Genomic DNA, 23,147 nt, shown 5'->3' with positions numbered 1-23,147 from the left:
GAGCTTGCTTCCGTTTAACTTGATAATACAAAGATAAAACACTGCTACATAAATCGTTTTTTTAGCTAAAAAAAACAGCCTCCTTTTTGTCCACTTGAAAAATATCAAGGTCAAACAGCCTCCTTTTTGTCTATTACACCGAAATTTTTAAAGAAGTTCATTGAGAATTATTTTCTTATGATGAAATTAAACCTTATGTTGAAAAGAATATCTATGTAAATGTTAACTTTATTTACAAACTTAATTTCTTTTAAAATGAAAAATCAAAAAATCAAATTATTTAGCTCGCTTGTTCTAATTTCGTTCATGTTTATAAGCATGAGTATTTATGCCCAATCAGGACAGAAATCTAACAAAGGAAAATGTTCAAAAGACATTAGTAAAATTATTCCAGACATATCTGAGAAACAAGAAGCTCAGATTGAGGAGTTGAAAACTCCACATATGAAAAAAATGCTTTCAATTAGGAATAAGATGAAAGAAAATCAAGTGAAATTAGAGATTCTTGAAACTGCTGATGTTGCCGATATGAATGAATTATATAAATGCATCGAGGAAATTGGGAAAGTCAATGTCGAATTAATGAAATTAATGGCTAATCAAAAACAGGATATCAGAAAAATCCTGACCGAAGATCAAAGAATAATCTTCGATCTCCACGAAGACCACCAGAAACAAGGCAAACAAAAACGACAAAGCCGCGAAGGAAAATCGAAAGGCAAATCGAAAGGCAAGCGAAATTAAGCTGAGCATGAAACAAAAGGACAAGAAAATATTTTCTTGTCCTTTTTTGTTTTTAGAATTTTAAAGTTCTGTATTTTTGCACTCTGAAAATATAAAATAATATACTGTAAAGCATAATGGCAATTCCATATCAAAACAAAAAATCTTCAAAAAAACAGCAAGTAGAAGAAATGTTCGACAAAATTGCTGACAAATACGATTTTTTCAATCACTTTTTTTCTCTAAGTATTGACAAAATTTGGAGGAAAAAAACTATTAATTTGCTGAAAGCCCATAATCCCGAAACCATTCTTGATATAGCCACAGGAACAGGAGATCTCGCCATAGAAGCAAGCAAACTAAAGCCAAAAAAAATTGTAGGAATTGATATTTCTGAAGGAATGTTAAAAGTTGGAAAAGAAAAAATTAGCAGAAAGAATCTTCAGAACATGATTGAATTGAAAAAAGGAGATGCTGAAAAATTAGAGTTTGACAATGAATATTTCGATACAGCTATCGTGGCTTTCGGAGTTAGAAATTTCGAAAACTTAGAAAAGGGGATCAACGAAATATTTCGCGTTCTAAAGCCTGCCGGGAAATTTGTAGTCCTTGAATTCTCGAAGCCTAAAAATGCGATAATTAAATTCTTATATGCAATATATTTTCAATTGTATTTGCCAATTATTGGAAAGTTATTTTCCTCCGATACCGGAGCATATACATATCTTCCCGAATCTGTGAAAACATTTCCTGACGGTGAGAAATTTCTAAACAAATTGAAAAATGTCGGATTTACTGAAACAAAACAAATTTCCCTGTCAATGGGAATTGCTTCTATATATGTAGCAAAGAAAAGCTAAAATGTTTTTTTCTTAGGTTTTAGAATGTTGAATCAATTTCACAAGACAAAATATAATTAATCAAAAAATTAAAGGGGACTTCTAAAATTAGTAAATTTCAAGGCGTAAGAAATTTTAAGACCGTAGTTTACCATTGTAAATGAGGATTTTAAAATTTTGAAACAACGAAGAAATTTGCATTTTTAGATGTTCCCTAAATAAATATTATTTTTGTTGAAATAATTTTAGTGTTGCAATGTTAGTAGATTGAAAAAATTATACTTAATTGCAATATTAAATTATAAAAATTGTTGAATTTAGTAGAATAATTAGGAAAGATTTATTAAACAAATAGCTTGAAAAATTTTCTCATAATATTATTTTTGTTTGGATTTGTTGGTGTTAATGCACAAAAACGACCTGTTTTGAATACACCGAAATATGACAGAAAACCATACCATTTTGGATTTACAATAGGTTTGAATAGTATGGATTTTCAGATAAAAAATTCTCCACTTGTTCTTTCTGTAAATCCGAATGGAAGTTTTGTAACTGATTCAATATATTCTGTTGAGTGCATAAAACAAGCAGGTTTTCATCTTGGAATTGTTTCAAATTTGAGGCTTGCTCGATATTTCGATTTTAGATTTTTGCCGGCAATTACTTTCGGACAACGAAATTTGGAATTTCTAATACGTACACCCACCGGATTTACATCGAAAGTGATGAGGATTGAGTCCACTTTCATTGAATTGCCCTTTCTTTTCAAATATAAAGCTAAGCGACTGAAAAACTACCGTCCATATCTACTCACAGGTACCACAAATAGAATTGATCTTGCCTCTCAAAAAGAAATAAAGGAATCAGAGAAACCAAAATTTAGATTGGAGCCTATCGATTGGTATTTGGATTTCGGTTTTGGTATCGACTATTATTTCTATTTTTTCAAACTATCAACTGAAATAAAATACTCTATGGGTTTGAAAGATGTTCTGAAAAGAGATGCTACTCAATATTCAGGAATGATTGAGAGGATGAGTTCAAACTTATTAATTGTTTCGTTTCACTTCGAATAATTTTATTTTCAGCCAAATATTTAAAGCAAAAAGCTTGAATAATCCCTAATTTCCTTTGTCAATGCAAAAAAAAATCACACTAATTCTTTCACCGGAAGAAAGCTCGAATAGTAAAATCTACAGACAAATTGTAGCAAAAAAGCTTAATGTCCCCGAAAAGGAAATTACAAACATTCAAATTACACGTAAATCTATTGATGCACGTGCAACAAATATTAAAATAAATCTTGCTTTACTCGTTTCCATAGGTGAGACGCATACAAGCAAACCAATAGAGTTTGATTATAAAGATGTTTCAAATAAAAGTGAAGTACATATAATTGGTTCGGGCCCGGCAGGATTGTTTGCAGCATTACGATTTATAGAACTTGGCGTGAAACCAATAATTTTTGAAAGAGGAAAATCAATTTCGGAAAGGAAGCGAGATATAGCCCTTTTAAATAGGGAACATTTAGTAGATACTGATTCAAACTATTGTTTTGGCGAAGGTGGTGCAGGAACTTTTTCCGATGGTAAATTATATACACGCTCGAAAAAACGCGGGAGTATCCAAAAAATTCTTGAGATATTGAATTATCATGGTGCAGCAGATGATATTTTGTACGAATCGCACCCACATGTTGGCACTGATAAGTTACCTGCCATTGTCGAAAAAATTAGAAATACGATTTTGAACGCAGGTGGCGAAATTCATTTCAATACTAAACTTGTAGATTTTATTGTTGAAAATGATAAACTTAAAGGTTTTGTTACAAAGGATAATACAAAAATATTTTGCAAAAACTTAATTCTTGCTACCGGCCATTCGGCAAGAGATATTTATGAACTTTTGTGGAAGAAAAAAGTTGCTATCGAAGCCAAATCATTTGCACTTGGAGTACGAGTTGAACATCCGCAAGATTTGATAGATTCTATTCAATATAATTGCAAAACTCGAAGCGATTATTTGCCGGCTGCAACATATAATCTTAACACTCAGGTAGATGGTCGTGGAATTTATTCGTTTTGTATGTGCCCGGGTGGACATATCGTTCCATCTGCAAGCTCTCCCAACGAAATTGTCGTTAATGGAATGTCGGCATCAAAAAGAAATTCACAGTTTGCAAATTCCGGAATGGTTGTTGAAATCAGACCTCAAGATGTTCCAGAGCTTCAGGAATATGGCGAATTGTCCTTAATGAAATTTCAGCAAAATGTCGAGCATATGGCATACAGTAATGGAGGTAAGGGACAAATTGCCCCGGCTCAAAGATTACACGATTTTGTTAATAAAAAGTTATCCCCATTTCTGCCGGAAAGCTCTTATTTCCCTGGTATAATTTCCTCGCCTTTGCATTTTTGGTTGCCCGAAATTGTTAGCAAAAGTTTACAAGAAGGCTTTAAGAAATTTGGCAGGAAAATGAAAGGTTTTTTAACAAACGAAGCCGTAATTATTGGTGTCGAATCAAGAACTTCATCGCCGGTTAGAATTCCACGAAACAATAAAACTTTCGAGCATAACCAAATTAAAGGATTATTTCCTTGCGGAGAAGGCTCAGGATATGCAGGTGGAATTATGTCTTCTGCAATTGATGGGGAGAATTGTGCAAATAGTGTTTTTGAAGCTTCAATTTCATAAAAAATTGCTAAACACTCATTCAAAGCAACACCTGATTGCGAAATATATATATCCATTTTCGGAAAATCTGCAAGCGATTTTGTTCATTTACTGATAGATACAATGATTATTCACTAAGAAAAATTTATTTTCCTTGTCAATTGAAATGAATTAGTTTTTTGTTATTTTCGTATTTGTTTTTTTTGACTTGAAACGGTGATTATGAAATATAAAATATTGTTTTTATTATTTTTCTTATTGTCAATTGGCATCAATACCTTCGCCACTAATGTAACATTTAGGATTGACCTTTCGCAGGAAACTGTTTCCACTAATGGAGTCCATTTGGCAGGTAGTATGCAAAGCTGGGACCCGGCTACAACGCTGATGACCGATATTGGCAACAACGTTTTTGAAATAACAATTCAACTTATTGCCGGAGAATATCACGAATTTAAATATGTAAATGGAAATGCCTGGGGTTCAGACGAATCTGTGCCTGCAAATTGCGGTATCGATAATGGGGTAGGAGGCTACAATCGATTTGTTACTGTCCCGATAGTAGATACAATTTTGCCAACCATTTGTTTCGGTTCTTGCAATCCTTGTTCTATGCCTCAGGTTTTGGTTACTGTAAAAGTTGATATGTCGCAGCAAATAATTTCTGCTGACGGTGTTCATATTGCCGGCAATTTTCAAAATTGGGATCCGGCCGCAGACCTTATGACTGATCTTGGGAACGATATTTATTCAATTAGTTTGACATTAGACGAAGGATATTTTTTAGAATATAAATATATAAATGGAAATGTCTGGGGCAGCGACGAAACAGTTCCGCCAGAGTGTGGATTGAATAACAACCGATTTTTGATTGTTCCAATAGTTGATACAACATTAGAAGCTATATGCTTCGGAGCTTGTGTGCCTTGTGGCTCGCTTATCGACACCGTTGATGTAAGTTTTCAAGTAGATTTGTCCCAAGATACAATTTCTCCCCTCGGAATTCATATTGCAGGAACTTTTCAGAATTGGGACCCGGCTGCAACAGAAATGATCGATATAGGAGCTGGAATTTATAGCTACACAATTCCATTAATTTCAGGAGAATCGCACCAATATAAATTTATAAACGGCGATGCCTGGGGGATGGAAGAAATTGTTCCTGCAAATTGTGCATACAATGATAATCGTTTTTTGACAATTCCTTCAAGCGATACAGTTTTGTCAGTAGTTTGTTTTGCCAGCTGTTATCCTTGCATAATTCCAACTTCATTGGTTACTTTCCAGGTTGATATGTCTCAAAATGTAGTTTCGACGAACGGTGTACATATTGCAGGGAGTTTCCAAAACTGGGATCCCACAACTGATGCTATGACAAATATCGGAAATGATATATTTACTTTTTCTGCTTATTTGGTTGTAGGTGAGACTTTTGAATATAAATTTATAAATGGGACAGATTGGAACGATGCCGAAAATGTGCCTTCATCATGCTCACAAAACGATAATCGATTTTTAACAGTTTCTCAAAATGATACAATTGTGCCGATCGTTTGTTTCAGTAGTTGTTTCCCCTGTAATATTTCTCCTGTAGAAATTAGTTTTCAAGTTCAACTATGCCAGCAAAATCCTTCGCCGGATGGAGTTCATATTGCAGGAAGTTTTCAGGGCTGGGACCCGGGGATAACGCAAATGACAGATTTAGGAAATGGTAAATATTTATATGTCGCAAGTTTTTATCCGGGAGAATATTACGAATATAAATTCATAAATGGAACTTTGTGGAGTGAAGCAGAATTGGTGCCTGCCGAGTGTTCTCAAAATGATAATAGATTTATTATTGTTCCAGATAATGACACTATTTTGCCGGCAGTTTGTTTCGAAACATGTTCACCTTTAACTCCAGGCTGGAGTATTTCAATTACCGAAAATATTCACAATATTATTATTCCTAACTACGCCGAGATTTATATTGATGGTAATCCTATTGAAAATGGTGATTATGTTGGAGTCTTTTATGATTCTTCAGGAATTCTTGCCTGTGGCGGATATTTGGTTTGGGATAATAATGCAACAGTTTTGCCGGCATTCGGGGCAAATCAATTTTTCGATGGTTTTGCTTTTGGCGAAAATTTTGTTTGGAAACTTTGGGACGAATCCACAAATACTGAATATTCGGCATTTCCTACTTATAATACATTGGATTTCCCGAATGAAGAATCCTACCTCACAAATGGTCTAAGTGGAATTATACTTTTGTCAGCTTTTGAAGAAATAACGCAATATATTGATTTGCCTGCTGGTTGGAGTATTTTTTCTACATACATCAATCCAGTTCAGTCTTCTTTTAGTGATGTTTTTGGCAATTTGTCAAACCTACTAATTATTAAAGATGAATTTGGGCAAATATACTCGCCTCAGCCTTATCTTAACGAAATTGGCAACCTGACAATTGGGAAAGCCTACCAAATTTATATGAATAATAATGCAATATATTCAATTTCAGGACTTGCAATTATTCCTGAAAATACTCCGATTATTTTAAGTCAAGGATGGAATCTTATGGCCTATTTACGGCAAACACCTTCGCCAGTAGAAATTGTTTTCTCTTCAATTATTGCGAATGTTATGATTGTGAAAAATGGCAACGGAGAAGTCTTCTGGCAGCAATTCGGAATTAACAATATTGGAGATATGCAGCCCGGTGAAGGCTATCAAGTAAAAATGAATAATTCACAGGTTTTTACATACATACCTAATTAAAAGATATTGAAATTAATTTAAATTATATTATTATGAAAATTAGAAAATCTACATTGAAACTAAAAAATCTGTTAATAGTATTTTTATTTCTGGTATTTTGTAATCTGTCTTATGCACAAAATGCAATTGTTGGATCTGGTTTCACTAGTGGTTGGGGTGGTTCCTGCCCATATACTGGTTCTGCAGATTTTGAATATTTTGCCTCTTCGCAAGGTACCTCATTTATCTTTACAGATAATGCAAATGGTACTGGAAATCAATATTTCAGAATCGGTGTGGACTGGGGTGGCAATCTTCGTCATCATACTATTTCTTCAGGATCCGATGTGCAAATATCTGCTGGTACAGAATATACATTAAATTCAGGCTGTACTACTTCTGGTTCAATGTATATAAATGTCGGTAGCACTGGACATAATTTTGTTTTTAAAACTGCTGATGCCGGCTCTGATCCAAGCTATAAAATGATATTTTTTGAAGTTCAAGGAACTGTTAGAACCGTTTCATCAGTTTCAAGGGATCCATCTGGAAATGTTTTTCCTGGTCAAGATGTAACCATAACTGCTAATTTGGATGGTAGTTTCAGTACCGGACAAAGTGTATATTTACGTTATACAACTGATAATTTTACAACATCCACGATTGTTGAAATGAGTGGTTCAGGTACAACTTATACCTTTGATATTCCAGGTTCTTCAAGCACAGCTTCTGCAGAATTGGGTTATTATGTATTTACTTCTGGCGACGGACTTACAATAAGTGCTACGAATGCAGATTGGTACTCTATCAACCTAAACAATAATAGCAGTTCAAATTATTCATATACTGTACAAAGTGGATGGACTACCGGTGCAGATGGAAGTTGGTCGAATGGTGCTACTTGGACAGCTTCAGATGTGCCTTCTACTACTGAAAGTATGGGGTCTGTTACTATTGGCCACGATGTTACAATTAACCAAGATGCAAAATTGTCTTCTCTTACTATCAATACTTCAAAAACATTAATATCCGAAAATAGTGGAGCAAGAACAATTAGTATCGAAAATGGAGGAACTTTTACGGTTGATGGCGATTTCACAGCAAATGATGGGACAATAAATTTTGTTGGAACAGGAACTATTAGCGGTACAGTTTCATTCAATAATGTTACTATAAATGATGGTGTAAATTTTGGAACTGGCTCTACAATTAGCGGCACTTTGCAATTGAATGTTGGAAGTTATGTTAATACTAATTGCCCTACTTACGGAGGCTCCTCAACTTTAAAATATAATATTGGTGAAGCTTACAATATTTTTACAGAATGGACCAACACACCCCAAAACGTCCAAATTTCAACAGCTAGTACAGATATTCACATAGATGAGACAGGAAAGTCAATTTCTGGAAATCTTACAATCGATGCCAGCACAATTTTAACTGTAGATGCCGGCAAATCATTAACAGTTGACGGTACAATTACTAATAATGCAGGAAACTCAGGAATAGTTATTGAATCCAATTCATCGGCAACCGGCTCACTTATTGAGAGTTCTGGAGCTTCTGCCACAGTCAAACAATATATCACAGGAACTGGCACTCCTCCAAGTGGCAGATTCTGGTATGGTTCTCCTTCTGTAAGTGATGCTACGAGTGCAGTTTTTAGTGCTTCAGGAGACAATAAACTATGGTATCATACCGAATCGAGCGGAGCTTATACTGAAATTACAGATGATGTCACAAGTCTTTCTGTTATGAAAGGCTATGTTGCACGAATGACCGATAATACAACATTAAGTTTCACCGGAACTTTAAATCAAGGAACTTTGAATATAGCCACAAGTTGGAATGTAGGTTCAGCATATCCAGGCTTCAATTTAGTTGGAAATCCTTATCCTTCTGCTGTAGATTGGGAAAGTGCAAGTACATCTAATCTGCGAACAACCTATTGGTACAGAACATATTCCGGTGCAGCTATGGTTCACGACTCATACAACGGAACAACCCATGTAGGAACCAACAATAATACAAACGGTGCAATTGACCAATACCTGCCGCCAATGCAAGGCTTTTGGGTAAGAAACGAAGATAATTTTGCATCAGGTAGCATTGAATTTGAAAATGCTGATAGGTCGCATCAGGTAGATCAAGTAATGTATAAAAATGGAACAGTCGATGATAATATTTTAAGATTACGTCTCGAAAGGTCTAATTATTCAGATGAAACAATTATTTATTTCTTTGAAAATGCAACAAATGGTTTCGATGATTTTGACACTGAAAAAATGTTATCGAGCGATGTAAATGTGCCTCATTTATACACTTACGACAATTCAATGGGCAATTTGGTGATGAACGGCCAACCCTTGATAGCAAATAACTTATCACTACAACTCGGATACAAAACCGAAATAGCAGGAAATTTTGCTATAAATGCTTACAATATTTCAGATTTTGATTCAGATATGTCAATATATTTGGAAGATGTTCAGGAAAATATTTTTACTGATTTACGTCAAAATCCAACATATAATTTCAATTCAGCTGTAACTTACACCTTAAACAGATTTATTATTCATTTTTCGCCAACTATTACTGAAAATTCAGAAATTGATTCTAAAAAATTATTAGATATTTATTCTTTCGAGGATAATATTTACATAAAATCTGATCTCGATATGAATTATCAGGTAGAAGTTTTTAATGTCTTAGGAGAGAAAATTATTGAGCAAAAAATTCAAAATTCAATTATACATAAAATTCAGGTAGAATCATCATTCAGTTATTATATTGTAAAAGTGTATAATTCAGATTCAATAATTACTAAAAAAGTTTTCATAAAATAATTCTAAAACATTTGACATGAAAAAAAGTAAAAGATTTTATACAAAACCAATTGTTGAAGAAATCAAAATTGATACAAATATTTCAATTGTGATGATGACTACACCACCACCCGATCCGGAATCAAAAATTGTGAATCAAGAATGGGAGAAAGAAAGAGAAAAGGAAAGGGAAAAAAATAAAAATTCAAGTTTTAATTCTCCATTTGAATAGAATTTATTGAAACTTTCCGGAATCATTTGCTCGTACTTTAGATTTAAGCAGATTATTCTCCTGATAATTTTTGTGGGTACTTGAATGTAAATTATTTTCAAAATTTTAAAAACTTCAAAATATCAACTATGTAAGTGTAAATAAATTAGTGCTCTTTTTGATATGTGCAAACGCTTTTTAATTAAGCTGTAAAGAAATATAAAATAATCAATTAACAATTTCTATGTCATTATTAAAAGAAATTCAGCCGGAACAGGCTACCGGAAAAATAGCAGAAACTTATAAAATGCTTCAAGATAGCATTGGTATGGTGCCAAATGCTTTTAAATTGTCGAGTTGTAGTCCGGAGCTTACTGAATTGCGAACTGCATTTTTAGGATTTTATATGCAGCATAAAACAATTGGATTTAAACTTACAGCATTTATTCGCCTGTTAGTTTCAGATATTCATGTTTGTAAATATTGCATAGATACCAATACCGGAATATTACTGCAGACAGGTGTATCTATGGAAGAAATTCAGCTTGCAAGACAGAATCCGAACAATGCTCCTTTAGACGAAAAAGACAAAAAAATGCTTTTACTGGTGTTGAAAATTGTAAAAGATTCAAATTCGATTAGTGCAGAAGATTTGGATATTGTTAGAAATGCAGGTTGGACAGATGCTGAAATTTTCGAGGCAAGTTTTCATGGCACATCTCAAGTGGCTTCCGATATCTTACTCAATGCCTTTAAAGTTGAAAGTGATAAGTTTTAATTTTTCCGAACAGCTTTGATAAAATGAAAAACGGATAAAATCACACTCTACGATTTTATCCGTTTTTTTTTTGAAAATTGACAAAATTGGCAGAAACTCTAATATTCCCGATTCAAAAGTTTTTTCGAAATATTTCGGAGATGAGTTTTCTTATTTTCAGGAATTTTTATGTTTTCAATATTTAAGATAGATTTTTCAAAGTATTCATTTTTTAAATCTTCTGCAAATTCCCTAACTTTTAAATTATTGTAAATTGATGTAACTGCTTTAATTTTAGCAGATTTGTCAAATTCTTTCAGGTTTATCCATTCAGTTAATTCTTTTCTTTTTTCGAAACTTGCCAGTTCTAATGCTTTAAGTAGAAGAAAAGTTTTTTTGTTTGAAGAAATATCACCACCAATATTTTTCCCAAATTTTGCAGTGTCGCCAAAAACGTCGAGTATGTCGTCTTGGAGCTGAAAGGCCAGGCCAATATTTACTCCAAAATTGTATAAATTGTTGGCATCCTCTGCATTTGCATTTCCCAGAATAGCTCCAATTTTTAAACTCCCTGCAAGCAGAACCGAAGTTTTTAGTTTTATCATGTTTAAATATTCCGGGATGCTAACAGTTTCGGAAGTTTCAAAATTCATATCGAATTGCTGACCTTCACAAACTTGTAATGCTGTTTTTGTGAAAACATCTAAAACTTGCGACAGTTTTGAATTTTCGCAAGAACAAATATATTTATATGCCAAAATACTCATTGCATCGCCAGATAGGATTGCAATATTTTCGCTCCATTTTTTATGAACGGTTTCCTGATTTCTGCGTTTGTCAGATTTGTCCATAATATCGTCGTGGAGCAAAGTGAAATTGTGGAAAAGTTCGATGCCAAGAGCCGGTTTAATTGCATTCTCAATATTCTCTGAAAACAAATTGCAAGCCATTAGCGTCAGAACCGGTCGCAATCTTTTTCCTCCAATCGACAAAATATATTCAATTGGCTCGTAAAGCTCTTTTGGTTCTTCAATCAAATTGCTCGTTTGCAACTCCTTATTCACAGTTTCCAGTAAGACAGAATAATTGTACATTTTTACCTGATTTTATATAAACTTCCAAAATCAACACTTTTGGGATGAATATTAACATAATTTAATTTTGGCAAAATTGACTTTAAATTCTCAATTCTCCAAAACCAAATTAAATTATTCAGTGTAATCCTCAAATCAAAACCAATTTTCGAAACTCCACAAAGCGACTACCCACAACTTTTACAAAATAAATTCCTTTTGCCTGCTCTTTCAAATTGATTATTGTTGATTTTTTATTGTCTATTGAAAACTGTTTAACAATTTTTCCGGTGATGTTTCTAATTTCGACAGAGTGCAAGTTGTAGCCCTCGATTGTAAATTTTCCATAGCTTGGGTTTGGGAAAATTTCGATTTGTTTGTTGGCAAGGCTTTTTATTCCAGTATCGTCAAAAACTGTGATTTGAACTGAATCGGAATTTGTGCAATTTGTATTTGGGTCGGTGTAAAAATACGAAATCCAGAAAGTTCCAATTCCGGCAATTTGGGGATCAAAACTATTTCCTGAAATTCCTGAGCCAGAAAAAGTACCGCCTGCGGGCAAAACATTTGGTAAATTTACCAAGCCTGAATTTAAACTTACAGAATCAGGATTGAAGGGTTCTATTAAAATTGTTGGAAGTGGATTTACTATCAAAATCAATTCTTCGATACTATCGCAACCATTTATAGTTTGGAAATTTTCGGAATATGTTCCAGCAGAATCTAAAAGCTGCCCATAAAATTCGTAAGTTTCGTTTTCGCAAATTTCGACAGTGAAAAATTCAGAAAAAATAGGATAGGCATCAACATAAATAAAGTTTATACTATCACCGCCAAGATAGTTTTGCAAACTATCGTAATGATAGCCGGAACTATTTACCCAATTATTTCCAAATTGCACACTGTCGGTTCCGCAAATCGTAAATGAGTCGATAAAATTCAACAAAGTGTTTTCGTGCCAGGCAATTTTGTCATCGTAATAGGAGGCAGATAAAACATCATTATCTCCATCATTATCTATATCTTTTGCAAAAACATATCTCGGTCCGTCTGGGTCGGTACTAATGATTTGTTGTATTCCAAAATTACCCATACCATCATTTTCATACCATGCAATTTTATCATCCGACATTGAAGCAGACAAAACATCATTATCTCCATCATTGTCAATATCAATTGAATAAACTGACTTTACATCATTTACGAAAGTTGATATTACTTGTTGGCTTCCAAAATTTCCTGTTCCGTCATTTTCAAACCATGCTATAATATTTGAATTTGTGGAGGCAATATATGCTCCATAGACAAGATCGTTGTCATTATCTCCATCAATATCTATCGCAAAAACTGAGTTAGCTCCATTATTAGAAAATATTGTCTGAGGTGAACTAAAGTTTCCGATTCCATCATTTTCACACCATGATATCGTACTAATATAAGTATTAGAGTATATCACATCATTATCAAGATCTCCATCCAAATCTGCTGCGTGAACTAAGGTTATATTTGTAGCAGAAGCAATTAGCTGCTGAATACCAAAATTTCCGTTTCCGAGGTTTTCATGTTTAAGAATATAATTTGTTGTTGCTGAGATTAAATCAATATCAAAATCGCCGTCTAAATCGCATGCAAAAACTGTGTTTGCACCATCGGCAAAACTTGAAACAATTTGCTCTGTTCCGAAATTTCCTCCTCCTGAGTTTTTATGCCAAGCAATTTTATCGTCAAAAAATGATGCAGAGATTATATCATTATCGTTATCTCCATCCAAATCGGCAGCAAAAACTGATTTTGCACCGTCAGCTGAAGTTGAAATAACTTTTTGCAAATCGAAATTACCATAACCTATGTTTTCATACCAAGCAATTTTATCATCTGCAATAGATGCAGAAAGGACATCATTATCTCCGTCATTATCTAAGTCTATTGAAAAAACCGAATTTGGTTAGTCTGCTGAATATGAAATAACTTGTTCTGTGTTAAAATTTGCAAGCCCATCATTTTCGTAATATTCAATTTTGGAACTATTTTGCATTGATGAAATAATATCATTACTACCATCACCATCAAAGTCTGAGGCATAAACAATTAATGCTCCGCCCATATATTCAGTTATAATTTGTTGTAAACCAAAGTTCCCATTTCCATCATTTTCATACCACGCAACTTTATCGTCCCACCACGATGCAGATATAACATCATTATCTCCATCATTATCTAAATCAGAAGCAAAAACTGATCTTGCTAATGACACTAAACTTGAAATAATTTGTTGTGTTCCAAAATTTCCACTACCGTCATTTTCATACCATGCGATTTTGTCGGAATTCCCTGAACCATTAGCAGATAAAACATCATTATTTCCATCTCCATCAAGGTCTATTGCATAGACATAAACTGCTCTGGAAGTATTTGTAGTAATAATTTGTTGAGTACCAAAGTTTCCATTACCGTCATTTTCATACCATGCTATTTTATCATCAAGATATGAAGCTGAAAGTACATCGTTATCTCCATCACCATCTAAGTCTAAGGCAAATACCGAATTTGCACCATCAGCATTAATTGTAATAATTTGTTGAATGCCAAAATTTCCAGTTCCATCGTTTTCGTACCAGGCAATTTTATCATCGTAATAAGAGGAAGATAATACATCATAATCTCCATCGCCATCCAAATCAATTGCAAATACTGTTGATGCACCATCAGAATTCGTGGTAATAATTTGTTGTGGATTAAAAACTCCATTCCCAGTATTTTCATACCATGCAATATTGTCATCTTCAGATGCCGAAATAACATCAAAATCACCGTCATTATCCAAATCTGATGCAAAAATGCCAGTTGGAGTTATTGCTAAATCGCTTATAATTTGAATTGTATCAAAATATCCGGTACCATCATTTCTATGCCAAGCTATCAGATTGTCTTTTGTATATGAATTTATGATATCGTTATCACCATCCCCGTCAATATCAACTGCAAAAACGTAGCATGGTTGACTACCCATTGTGAGATTGTGTGTAGTAAAAGTTAATTGTGAATATATAGTCTTTGATATTAAAAAAATTAAGAAGTATATAATTATTTTTTTCATGTTTGTATTATTTAAGTTTAGAATAAACCTGAAATCTGCAAATAAATTATCAAGATAGCAGATTTCAGGAAATAATGTAAATGGTATTTAGTAACTATAAGTAATCCTAGCTAAATACTTTAATTAACTTGGATCAATTCTAAAATAGTATATATCATAACCTCCAACATTATCAGCCTCTACATATTTAAATATATTATAAATAGGATTTAATGGAGTCCCTAAATTAGGAGCAACATTTGCTTGTTGCGGGTAACCATTATTCATATATAAACATGGGTCAGGAGGAGAATTGTTAGGTGCATAATAACATTTTAGTTTTTCCAAGCTTACATCATCCTCATCAAAAGTATATGTAATAACTACCATATTTTCAGCAGGAACTTCAAAAACCATATCACCTGAATTGTTAGGTATCCAATTATTTGTAAATCCTGCAGAACATTCATAATCTTCTGTGGTAGAATTTATTACTTGAACATTAAATGTTGTCTGAGCAAAACCAACACTAAAACTTAAAACCAAAACTATTAAAACTGTTAAAAATTTATTATTTTTCATATCAAAAATATTTAAATTGTTAAAATTAAGAACATTATAAATTACTTTTTTGAATTTTCCTCTCCATTCTGGTTTATTTGGAGAGGGCAATTTAAATAAATTTGTTTTTGCCAATTTCAAAAATGGACTTTTTTCTTAAATATATAAAATATGGGTGGGGTATATTCTGTTGTTACACAGCCTTTTATACATATTGTGTTTTTGCAGGAAATGAGCGAATAGTTAGTATTTGCTTTTCTAACCTGAATAATTCATAAATATTTCTACTACAAGCCCAAACTGCACATCATCTTTGACTGTCCTCAATTTTTATTCCATCAAAATAGCTCGCTATTACTCAAAAATAAAAATCTGTGGTAGTTCAAATCTGACACACATTTTGAACTTTCGAGACGAAAATTTATGAATTATTCAGGCTAAAAACAATTAGAAAGATTTCTAATAAAATTACTGTTTTGTAAATCATATATGATTTTGCCATTTTATATTTCAAAAAATATACCCCTTCATATTATAATAACACATAGAGGTAAAACCTTACATGTTTTTTGGCATATTTTTTAAAAATAGCTTATAAATATCTGATTATGAGTAAGAAAAAAAATGAAAAAATATCAATGAACTCCATATTTGCAAAAAGATAGACTAAAATTTTCAAAACGTATTTTCAAAAATGAAAATCAAAATTTTACAAGAGTTTTTATATTTTTGCCATCCAAAAATTTAAAATATAAAGTATGAATCAAGAGGATGTTTTTAAGAAGATAATTGCTCATTCAAAAGAGTATGGATTTGTTTTTCAATCGAGCGAAATTTATCAGGGATTAAGTGCAGTTTACGATTATGGACAGTTTGGCTCCGAACTTAAAAACAATATTAAAAAATATTGGTGGGATTCTATGGTTCGCCTCAATGAAAATATCGTAGGAATTGACTCTGCAATTTTTATGCACCCCACGGTTTGGAAAGCATCCGGTCATGTTGGAGCTTTCAACGACCCCATGATTGACAATAAAGATTCGAAAAAAAGATATCGTGCAGATGTTTTAATTGAGGAATTCCGCGAGAAAATTAATGGTAAAATCAACAAAGAAGTAACAAAGGCGAAGAAGAAATTTGGTGCTGAATTTAATGAGACCGAATTTCTTGCTACTAACAAACGGGTTTTGGCAAATCAAACTAAAATTGATAATCTAAACAAACGTTTTGTTGAGGCACTAAACAATGACGATTTGGCTGAAATCAAACAAATTATCATTGATAATGCAATTGTTTGTCCAGTTTCGGGCTCAAAAAATTGGACAGACGTTCGTCAGTTTAATTTAATGTTCGATACAAAACTTGGTTCACTTAGCGAGGAAGCAAATACTATATATCTGCGTCCTGAAACGGCTCAGGGTATTTTTGTAAACTATTTGAATGTACAGAAAACCGGAAGGATGAAACTTCCGTTTGGTATTGCACAAATAGGAAAAGCCTTTAGAAATGAAATAGTTGCTCGTCAGTTTATTTTCAGAATGAGAGAATTTGAACAAATGGAAATGCAATTTTTTGTGGTTCCAGGTAGCGAGATGAAGTTTTTCGAGCATTGGAAAGAAGCCAGAATGAAGTGGCACAAAGCCCTCGGTTTTGATGACGAAAAATATCGTTTTCACAATCACGACAAACTTGCACATTATGCAAACGCAGCTACAGATATTGAATTTGAATTCCCGATTGGATTTAAAGAAGTTGAAGGAATTCATTCTCGCACAGATTTCGATCTTTCTCAGCATCAGGAATTTTCAGGTAAAAAAATTCAATATTTCGATGCCGAACAAAACAAAAGTTATGTGCCATATGTTGTCGAAACTTCTATAGGTTTAGACAGGATGTTTCTACTGGTTTTATCGGCGGCATATACCGAAGATATTATTGAAAAAGAAAATGGAGAAACCGATAAAAGAATTGTATTGAAAATTCCTGCGGCTTTGGCTCCGGTAAAATTGGCAATTCTTCCACTCGTAAAAAAAGACAATTTGCCCGAAAAGGCAAGAGAAATAATGAATGAGCTTAAATTCGAGTTCAACTGTATTTACGAAGAAAACGATTCTATTGGAAAACGCTACAGACGACAAGACGCAATTGGAACGCCATTTTGTGTAACAGTTGATCATCAATCAATCGAAGACAATTCTGTTACAATCAGATATCGCGATTCGATGGAGCAGGAGAGGGTCCCTATTTTGGAATTGAAAAATATTATAGGAGAGAAAGTGAGTATGAAAAAGCTTTTTGATTTTTAATTATCAATTATCAATTATCAATTATCAATTATCAATTATCAATTATCAATTATCAATTATCAATTATCAATTATCAATTATCAATTATCAATCATCAATTAAAAATTCTTCTACCCTCCGCTAACTAAATGAATTATCAAAACATCGTCTCCTTCTTTTACGAAAGTAGTAGCTCTATGTGTTTTTTTTACGACTTTCCCGTTAATTTTTGTAACTAACATGGGAAATGTAAAGTTTTTTAATTCAATAATTTTTTGAACTGAAAGATTGTCTTCAGGAAGTTCCTCTTTTCGATTATTTAGAGTAATTTGCATTTTTTTGCTAAAGTTTAGTGCTTTTAGCTTTCGTATTTATCTTACTAAAATTTTCTGAAATGAGTACCAAAATTCGAAAGCTAATTCGAAATTAATTCTTATACTTCAACCATTTCCACAATTCCTTGTAGGTAACTTTTTTGCCGTACATCAAAATTCCGGTTTTATAGATTTTTCCTGCAATCCAAGTTGTTCCAATAAAAGTTGCAATCAGTAAAACTATTGATAAAATAATTTCCCAAATATCCACTCCAAATGGAATTCTTACCATCATAATTATTGGCGATGTGAATGGAATAATCGATAACCAAAATGAAATTGCACCTTCAGGATTCCTAATAATTGCTTGAACCATTATTAGAGCAAATATCAGCGGAATTGTAATTGGAAGCATAAATTGTTGTGTGTCGGTTTCGTTATCGACAGCCGAGCCAACTGCTGCAAACAAAGAAGCATAAAGTAAATATCCGGCAAGAAAAAAGAATAGAAATGAAATTAATAATTTTCCTATGTCGATAGATTTTAATAGTGATGAAAAAATATCGCCAACTTCTTTGCTCTCAAGGTCTATTGATTCAGGACTATTCAAATTTTGCGAATTCATAATTTCAGTAACTTGCTGATCTTGAGAAGTGAAAACGCTTTTTGGTAAAAATTGTTGAGCAATCAGAACAATCATACTTGTGAGAACAATCCATAGCAAAAATTGCGTGAGACCAACCAAAGCAACTCCTACTATTTTTCCCATCATCAATTGAAATGGTTTGACCGACGAAATTATTACTTCAACAATTCTACTTGTTTTTTCTTCAATAACACTTCGCATTACTTGTGTTCCATAGATAAAAATAAACATATAAATAAGAAATCCGGCAATGAATCCTAAGCCCATACTTAATTCTGTGAAACTTTCTTCTGCTTCTCCTTGTTCATTTATAATAGAAGTACGAACTTTTATGTCGGTTTTTATCCTATGTAAAATATCAGCATCTATATTTTCAGCAATCAATTTTTGACGTTCAATTTCTCTTTCGAGAGCTCTGGAAATATTAGATTTTAAATCTATTCCAATCTCGTTTTTTGAAACAATTTGAACCTTTTTTATAGCAAGAATACTTTCAGGAATGTATAAAATGGCATCGTAACCCAAATCATTAAACTCTCTTTGGGCAGACTCAAAGCTCATATCATTTATAAACTCAAATGTAGTTTTTTTTGTGTTTTTAAGTGAAGTTTTTGCTAAATACGATTCGTCAATTACTCCAATTATTTTTTCTTTTTCAACTTCCAGGGAGGCAATATATGTTGGGAGAATAACTAAAGCAGCCATTAAAATCGGACCTATAATAGTCATTATTATAAAAGACTTCTTTTTGACTCTTGTGAGATATTCTCTTTGGATAATTATTTTTATTTTATTCATTTTTTCAATGCTTAGAAAAATTAGTTTGAACTATGAGAAGTTTCTGGAAGATTGGTTTCTTTAACAGTTTTAATAAAAATGTCGTTCATAGTTGGCACAAGCTCGTTGAACGAAACTATATTTCCTCCCATCGAAAACAAATATTTTATCAGGTCGTTTGTAGTTTGACTACCTGTAATTTGCACTAACAGAGTGTGAGTGTCTGCATGATTCGTATAATTTGTAATATCGTAATTTGCTGATAATGTAGCCTTTAGTTTGTTGAAAGCTCCAAAAATTGAAATTTCGTAGATGTTAGATTTGTAATTTTCGCGTATTTCTTTTATATGCCCGCTCAAAATTGTTTTCGCATTGTTTATCAAGGAAATATGATCGCACAATTCTTCGACAGAGCCCATATCATGTGTCGAAAAAATTATTGTTGAGCCATCGTTTCTCAGTTTTAATATTTCGTCCTTTATAAGTTTTGCATTTATTGGGTCGAAGCCACTGAAGGGCTCATCGAAAATTATTAGTCGAGGTTCGTGTAAAATGGTTGTGATGAATTGAATTTTTTGTTGCATACCTTTCGATAATTCTTCAACTTTTTTGCTCCACCAAGGCTGAATTTCAAATTTCTCGAACCAATATTTCAGTTTTCTTTTTGCATCGTATTTCGAGAATCCTTTTAGTTGGGCAAAATAAATTGCTTGTTCGCCAACTTCCATTTTTTTGTAAAGTCCACGTTCTTCGGGCAAATATCCAATTTGGGCAACATGTTCAGATTTTAGTTTTTTACCTTTGAAAAATAAAAATCCACTGTCGGGTGCTGTTATCTGATTTATTATTCTTAATAAAGTGGTTTTCCCTGCTCCATTAGGTCCAAGAAGTCCGTAGATGGAACCTTCTGGCACAGAAATGCTTACTTCGTCTAAAGCCAGATGGTTAGAATATTGTTTAACTATTTTTTGAGCTTCAAAAATTTCCATTAAATTTTAAAATTCATTTTTTATTAAAAAAAAGCAACGAAAAAAAATTAGAAATCTTTCATTCAAATTGATATTTTATTTGAAAAAATGAAATCTGCAACTTAAATCTACGCTTGGTCCAGATAGAAATGCGTCTTTGTTTAGATATAAATCTATCGGGCTTATCAGATTATAGGACAATCCGATACCAAAACTCAGATTCTCTAACAAGTTAAAATCAATTTGATAGGAAGGGCTGATTATTGAATATTCGAAATCGAATTTTGAATCTGTTGAAGTTTCAGTAAATGTTAGATAACCTTGACCTGCCTTCAGGCTAATACTTGAATGGATTGATTCATTTTTCTTAAAAATATATCCAATAGAAAAACCTAAATTGTAAATGTAATTTCTGAAACCGTCTGTTTCTGAATATCCGGCAATTGATACATTATTGAGTGAAAGTTCGTTGTGTATGCCAAAAAAATATTTTTCATTAAAGATAATATTTAGGCTGGCACTTGGCAGAAAAGTAAATCCTTGATCGATTTTTGCGTAAGAAAACTTTGGACTTAGAAACAAGCCAATTTTGTTTTTGTCACTATTGAAGATAGTTTTAATGTTATCATTATTCTTTTGCGAAAATCCTGATACGCAAAAAGCCAATAATACAATTAATACATTTATTTTATTCAATATCGATGAATTTAGAGTTATCCATTTTCTGGAATGAAAAAAACAAAATTTGCTAAGTTTCAAATGGTTGATTAAAAATTATGTAATTAAAAAATCAAAATCGTCTTTATCCGACATTTCGTATGCAGTTTCTCCATACTTGAAAATTCTTGCATCTTTATTCCCAATCAATTTTATTTCTCCATTTTCTACTTTAAACATACAACCTTCTCTAAGACCTACTACAATGGTTTTCTGGTTTGCAGCAATAAATTCTTCAATTCTTTGCTCACGTGTTTCGCCTCCATGACCTTCAGGGTTGGCATCCAAATAGTGTGGATTTATCTGAAAAGGTACAAGATTACAAACATTAAAACTGTGGGGCTCTACTATTGGCATATCGTTGGTTGTTTTGATTGTAGGACATGCAACATTCGATCCTGCACTCCAACCAACATATGGTGTTCCGGCTTGAACTTTTTTTCTAATGGTTCCTATTAGTCCTTGTTCCTGCATCATTTTGGTAAGTTGCCATGTATTGCCGCCACCAACAATTATTGCTTCTGCCTCTTCAATGGCTTTAACCGGATTTTTATAATTGTGAATTGAATCTACTTTGTAGCCAATTTCATCGAATCTTTCCTGCACTTTTTCGGCATATATGTCGAACGAAAAAGTTACTGCTGCATATGGAATAAATAGTGTCTTTTTTATATCTTTTCCAAGAAATTCCTGAATATTGTGTTTTGGATAGTCTAAATAGGCTTCGCCAGCCATGGTTGAATTACTAATTAGTAAAAGTCTCATTTTCTATAATTTTTAATTATATTGGAATAGTTGATAATTTTCCCGATAGATATCAGGACATAATTTGCAATTAAATGGTCATTATGTCTTTTTCTTTTTTAACAATAAGTTCATCTACTTTGCCAATGAAAGTATTTGTAATATTTTGAACTTCAATTTCTGCATCTTTTGCTAAATCTTCAGACAGTCCAGAATTTTTTAGTTTTTTTACCTCATCGTTTGTGTCTCTTCTTGCACTCCGTATGCTAATCTTTGTGTTTTCACCTTCGTTTTTAACTTGTTTAACTAATTGCCTTCTTCTCTCTTCGGTGAGAGCCGGAATGTTTAGTCTTATTAGCTCGCCATTGTTGATTGGGTTTAGTCCAAGATTGGCTTTTAAAATGGATTTTTCGATTGGTTCAATCATAGTTTTTTCCCATGGCTGAATAACTATTTGTCTGGGATCGGGAGTGTGAATATTGCAAACTTGGTTTATTGGGGTGCTACTACCATAATAATCAACAAAAAGACCATCAAGCATATGAGCATCAGCTTTTCCAGCTCTAATTTTTGTTAGCTCGTTCGTCAAATGAAATAGTGCTCCTTGCATGTTCTCATTTGCCATATCAATATATAATTGAACTTCTTCTTCCATCACAATTCAGTTTAAACAATTAGCTATTAAAAACTACAAAATTATCGAAATGTATTTGAATTTCAAAGAAAAAAATGAAAGAAGTGGTGCAGAGGTAGGTCTTGAAATTCTGTGTGAACGATCAGTTGTTAGTCAATCATAATTTACATTTGGAAGGTTAAAACAAAGTTAGTTATGATAATAGAATATTTAGAGTCATTTGAAAATTCATTGTTTTTACTAAGTGGTGCATAAAATATATATGAATTTGCTAGATAAGCAGAATTTTGATTTTCTGTGTTTTTAAGCGAAAAAGTCAAAAATTACGAATAGTTTTATATTTTTGGGAAATGGTTTTACATGTAATATTCATAGCTATTTGTAATTTCTTTTTGGATGAAAACGAAAATTTTGTTGTATAAAAAATGAGAAGAACAAGGAATATTTTACTGAAGTTTCCTCAATTTTCCTCCCAAATTATAGATAGCTGGCTATCAGGGATTTTGGGTTTAGTTTTATAAATTAGCCCATATTTATTATCAAACAGATAATTAAAGATACCATCTGCCATGGCATAGCTAT

At 32.7% G+C, this 23,147-nt stretch carries 19 protein-coding genes; 9 read left to right on the top strand and 10 right to left on the bottom strand.

Going from position 1 to position 23,147, the window contains the following annotated elements:
- Nucleotides 1-255: 255 nt before the first annotated feature.
- The 8 genes from HN894_00130 (at nucleotide 256) to HN894_00095 (ending at nucleotide 10,791) form a co-directional block, all read left to right on the top strand.
- Nucleotides 256-744 (top strand): hypothetical protein, encoded by a 489-nt coding sequence (locus HN894_00130; GenBank protein ID MBT7141713.1) that lies wholly within the window; start codon nucleotides 256-258, stop codon nucleotides 742-744.
- 113 nt (nucleotides 745-857) lie between these two features.
- The gene (gene ubiE / locus HN894_00125) at nucleotides 858-1,583 is read left to right on the top strand and encodes a bifunctional demethylmenaquinone methyltransferase/2-methoxy-6-polyprenyl-1,4-benzoquinol methylase UbiE (protein ID MBT7141712.1); all 726 of its coding nucleotides are present in this window, start codon (nucleotides 858-860) and stop codon (nucleotides 1,581-1,583) included.
- A gap of 404 nt (nucleotides 1,584-1,987) precedes the next feature.
- Nucleotides 1,988-2,638 (top strand): PorT family protein, encoded by a 651-nt coding sequence (locus tag HN894_00120; protein MBT7141711.1) that lies wholly within the window; start codon nucleotides 1,988-1,990, stop codon nucleotides 2,636-2,638.
- A gap of 61 nt (nucleotides 2,639-2,699) precedes the next feature.
- On the top strand, nucleotides 2,700-4,256 hold the full coding sequence (locus tag HN894_00115; GenBank protein ID MBT7141710.1) for an FAD-binding protein: 1,557 nt from the start codon (nucleotides 2,700-2,702) through the stop codon (nucleotides 4,254-4,256).
- A 201-nt stretch (nucleotides 4,257-4,457) separates the two neighbouring features.
- A complete protein-coding gene (locus HN894_00110) occupies nucleotides 4,458-6,998 on the top strand; it encodes a hypothetical protein (GenBank protein MBT7141709.1) in 2,541 nt (846 codons plus the stop codon).
- A gap of 32 nt (nucleotides 6,999-7,030) precedes the next feature.
- Complete coding sequence (locus HN894_00105) at nucleotides 7,031-9,823, top strand: T9SS type A sorting domain-containing protein (protein MBT7141708.1); 2,793 nt, start codon at nucleotides 7,031-7,033, stop codon at nucleotides 9,821-9,823.
- 16 nt (nucleotides 9,824-9,839) lie between these two features.
- Complete coding sequence (locus tag HN894_00100; protein ID MBT7141707.1) at nucleotides 9,840-10,034, top strand: hypothetical protein; 195 nt, start codon at nucleotides 9,840-9,842, stop codon at nucleotides 10,032-10,034.
- A 223-nt stretch (nucleotides 10,035-10,257) separates the two neighbouring features.
- On the top strand, nucleotides 10,258-10,791 hold the full coding sequence (locus HN894_00095; GenBank protein ID MBT7141706.1) for a carboxymuconolactone decarboxylase family protein: 534 nt from the start codon (nucleotides 10,258-10,260) through the stop codon (nucleotides 10,789-10,791).
- 98 nt (nucleotides 10,792-10,889) lie between these two features.
- Here the strand turns inward: HN894_00095 and HN894_00090 are convergent, their stop codons facing one another.
- From HN894_00090 to HN894_00075, 4 genes are all read right to left on the bottom strand, one after another.
- Nucleotides 10,890-11,864, bottom strand: coding sequence for a polyprenyl synthetase family protein (locus tag HN894_00090; GenBank protein ID MBT7141705.1), 975 nt, complete (start codon nucleotides 11,862-11,864; stop codon nucleotides 10,890-10,892).
- A 130-nt stretch (nucleotides 11,865-11,994) separates the two neighbouring features.
- Nucleotides 11,995-13,671: a T9SS type A sorting domain-containing protein gene (locus HN894_00085; GenBank protein MBT7141704.1), complete on the bottom strand. Its 1,677-nt coding sequence runs from the start codon at nucleotides 13,669-13,671 to the stop codon at nucleotides 11,995-11,997.
- Between the two features lie 117 nt (nucleotides 13,672-13,788).
- Nucleotides 13,789-14,940 carry a VCBS repeat-containing protein gene (locus HN894_00080; protein MBT7141703.1) on the bottom strand — a complete coding sequence of 384 codons (1,152 nt, stop codon included), beginning with the start codon at nucleotides 14,938-14,940 and terminating at the stop codon, nucleotides 13,789-13,791.
- Nucleotides 14,941-15,063: 123 nt separating this feature from the next.
- Complete coding sequence (locus tag HN894_00075) at nucleotides 15,064-15,501, bottom strand: hypothetical protein (GenBank protein MBT7141702.1); 438 nt, start codon at nucleotides 15,499-15,501, stop codon at nucleotides 15,064-15,066.
- Between the two features lie 737 nt (nucleotides 15,502-16,238).
- On the opposite strand from HN894_00075, the gene HN894_00070 reads away from it, so the two are divergent.
- Nucleotides 16,239-17,786 (top strand): glycine--tRNA ligase, encoded by a 1,548-nt coding sequence (locus tag HN894_00070; GenBank protein MBT7141701.1) that lies wholly within the window; start codon nucleotides 16,239-16,241, stop codon nucleotides 17,784-17,786.
- A 110-nt stretch (nucleotides 17,787-17,896) separates the two neighbouring features.
- Here HN894_00070 and thiS read toward each other — a convergent pair whose 3' ends face one another.
- From thiS to frr, 6 genes are all read right to left on the bottom strand, one after another.
- Nucleotides 17,897-18,100 (bottom strand): sulfur carrier protein ThiS, encoded by a 204-nt coding sequence (gene thiS, locus HN894_00065; GenBank protein MBT7141700.1) that lies wholly within the window; start codon nucleotides 18,098-18,100, stop codon nucleotides 17,897-17,899.
- Between the two features lie 91 nt (nucleotides 18,101-18,191).
- Complete coding sequence (locus tag HN894_00060) at nucleotides 18,192-19,523, bottom strand: ABC transporter permease (GenBank protein ID MBT7141699.1); 1,332 nt, start codon at nucleotides 19,521-19,523, stop codon at nucleotides 18,192-18,194.
- Nucleotides 19,524-19,543: 20 nt separating this feature from the next.
- On the bottom strand, nucleotides 19,544-20,491 hold the full coding sequence (locus HN894_00055) for an ABC transporter ATP-binding protein (protein MBT7141698.1): 948 nt from the start codon (nucleotides 20,489-20,491) through the stop codon (nucleotides 19,544-19,546).
- 75 nt (nucleotides 20,492-20,566) lie between these two features.
- A complete protein-coding gene (locus HN894_00050) occupies nucleotides 20,567-21,166 on the bottom strand; it encodes a hypothetical protein (GenBank protein ID MBT7141697.1) in 600 nt (199 codons plus the stop codon).
- Nucleotides 21,167-21,244: 78 nt separating this feature from the next.
- Nucleotides 21,245-21,952, bottom strand: a complete 708-nt coding sequence (pepE, locus tag HN894_00045) for a dipeptidase PepE (protein MBT7141696.1) — start codon at nucleotides 21,950-21,952, stop codon at nucleotides 21,245-21,247.
- Between the two features lie 70 nt (nucleotides 21,953-22,022).
- Nucleotides 22,023-22,586 carry a ribosome recycling factor gene (gene frr, locus HN894_00040; protein ID MBT7141695.1) on the bottom strand — a complete coding sequence of 188 codons (564 nt, stop codon included), beginning with the start codon at nucleotides 22,584-22,586 and terminating at the stop codon, nucleotides 22,023-22,025.
- Nucleotides 22,587-23,147 lie beyond the last annotated feature (561 nt).

This window comes from Bacteroidota bacterium (assembly GCA_018692315.1).
Lineage (GTDB): Bacteria > Bacteroidota > Bacteroidia > Bacteroidales > JABHKC01 > JABHKC01.
Note: the sequence above shows the minus strand (reverse complement) of the source record. Positions and strands in the feature narration are given on the sequence as shown.

What these genes read in the sequence shown, in the direction of transcription:
- HN894_00130 (MBT7141713.1), top strand. Translation starts at nt 256, where the DNA reads ATGAAAAATCAAAAAATCAAATTATTTAGCTCGCTTGTTCTAATTTCG.
- HN894_00115 (MBT7141710.1), top strand. Translation starts at nt 2,700, where the DNA reads ATGCAAAAAAAAATCACACTAATTCTTTCACCGGAAGAAAGCTCGAAT.
- HN894_00110 (MBT7141709.1), top strand. Translation starts at nt 4,458, where the DNA reads ATGAAATATAAAATATTGTTTTTATTATTTTTCTTATTGTCAATTGGC.
- HN894_00105 (MBT7141708.1), top strand. Translation starts at nt 7,031, where the DNA reads ATGAAAATTAGAAAATCTACATTGAAACTAAAAAATCTGTTAATAGTA.
- HN894_00100 (MBT7141707.1), top strand. Translation starts at nt 9,840, where the DNA reads ATGAAAAAAAGTAAAAGATTTTATACAAAACCAATTGTTGAAGAAATC.
- HN894_00095 (MBT7141706.1), top strand. Translation starts at nt 10,258, where the DNA reads ATGTCATTATTAAAAGAAATTCAGCCGGAACAGGCTACCGGAAAAATA.
- HN894_00090 (MBT7141705.1), bottom strand. Translation starts at nt 11,864, where the DNA reads ATGTACAATTATTCTGTCTTACTGGAAACTGTGAATAAGGAGTTGCAA.
- HN894_00080 (MBT7141703.1), bottom strand. Translation starts at nt 14,940, where the DNA reads ATGAAAAAAATAATTATATACTTCTTAATTTTTTTAATATCAAAGACT.
- HN894_00075 (MBT7141702.1), bottom strand. Translation starts at nt 15,501, where the DNA reads ATGAAAAATAATAAATTTTTAACAGTTTTAATAGTTTTGGTTTTAAGT.
- HN894_00070 (MBT7141701.1), top strand. Translation starts at nt 16,239, where the DNA reads ATGAATCAAGAGGATGTTTTTAAGAAGATAATTGCTCATTCAAAAGAG.
- thiS (MBT7141700.1), bottom strand. Translation starts at nt 18,100, where the DNA reads ATGCAAATTACTCTAAATAATCGAAAAGAGGAACTTCCTGAAGACAAT.
- HN894_00060 (MBT7141699.1), bottom strand. Translation starts at nt 19,523, where the DNA reads ATGAATAAAATAAAAATAATTATCCAAAGAGAATATCTCACAAGAGTC.
- HN894_00055 (MBT7141698.1), bottom strand. Translation starts at nt 20,491, where the DNA reads ATGGAAATTTTTGAAGCTCAAAAAATAGTTAAACAATATTCTAACCAT.
- pepE (MBT7141696.1), bottom strand. Translation starts at nt 21,952, where the DNA reads ATGAGACTTTTACTAATTAGTAATTCAACCATGGCTGGCGAAGCCTAT.
- frr (MBT7141695.1), bottom strand. Translation starts at nt 22,586, where the DNA reads ATGGAAGAAGAAGTTCAATTATATATTGATATGGCAAATGAGAACATG.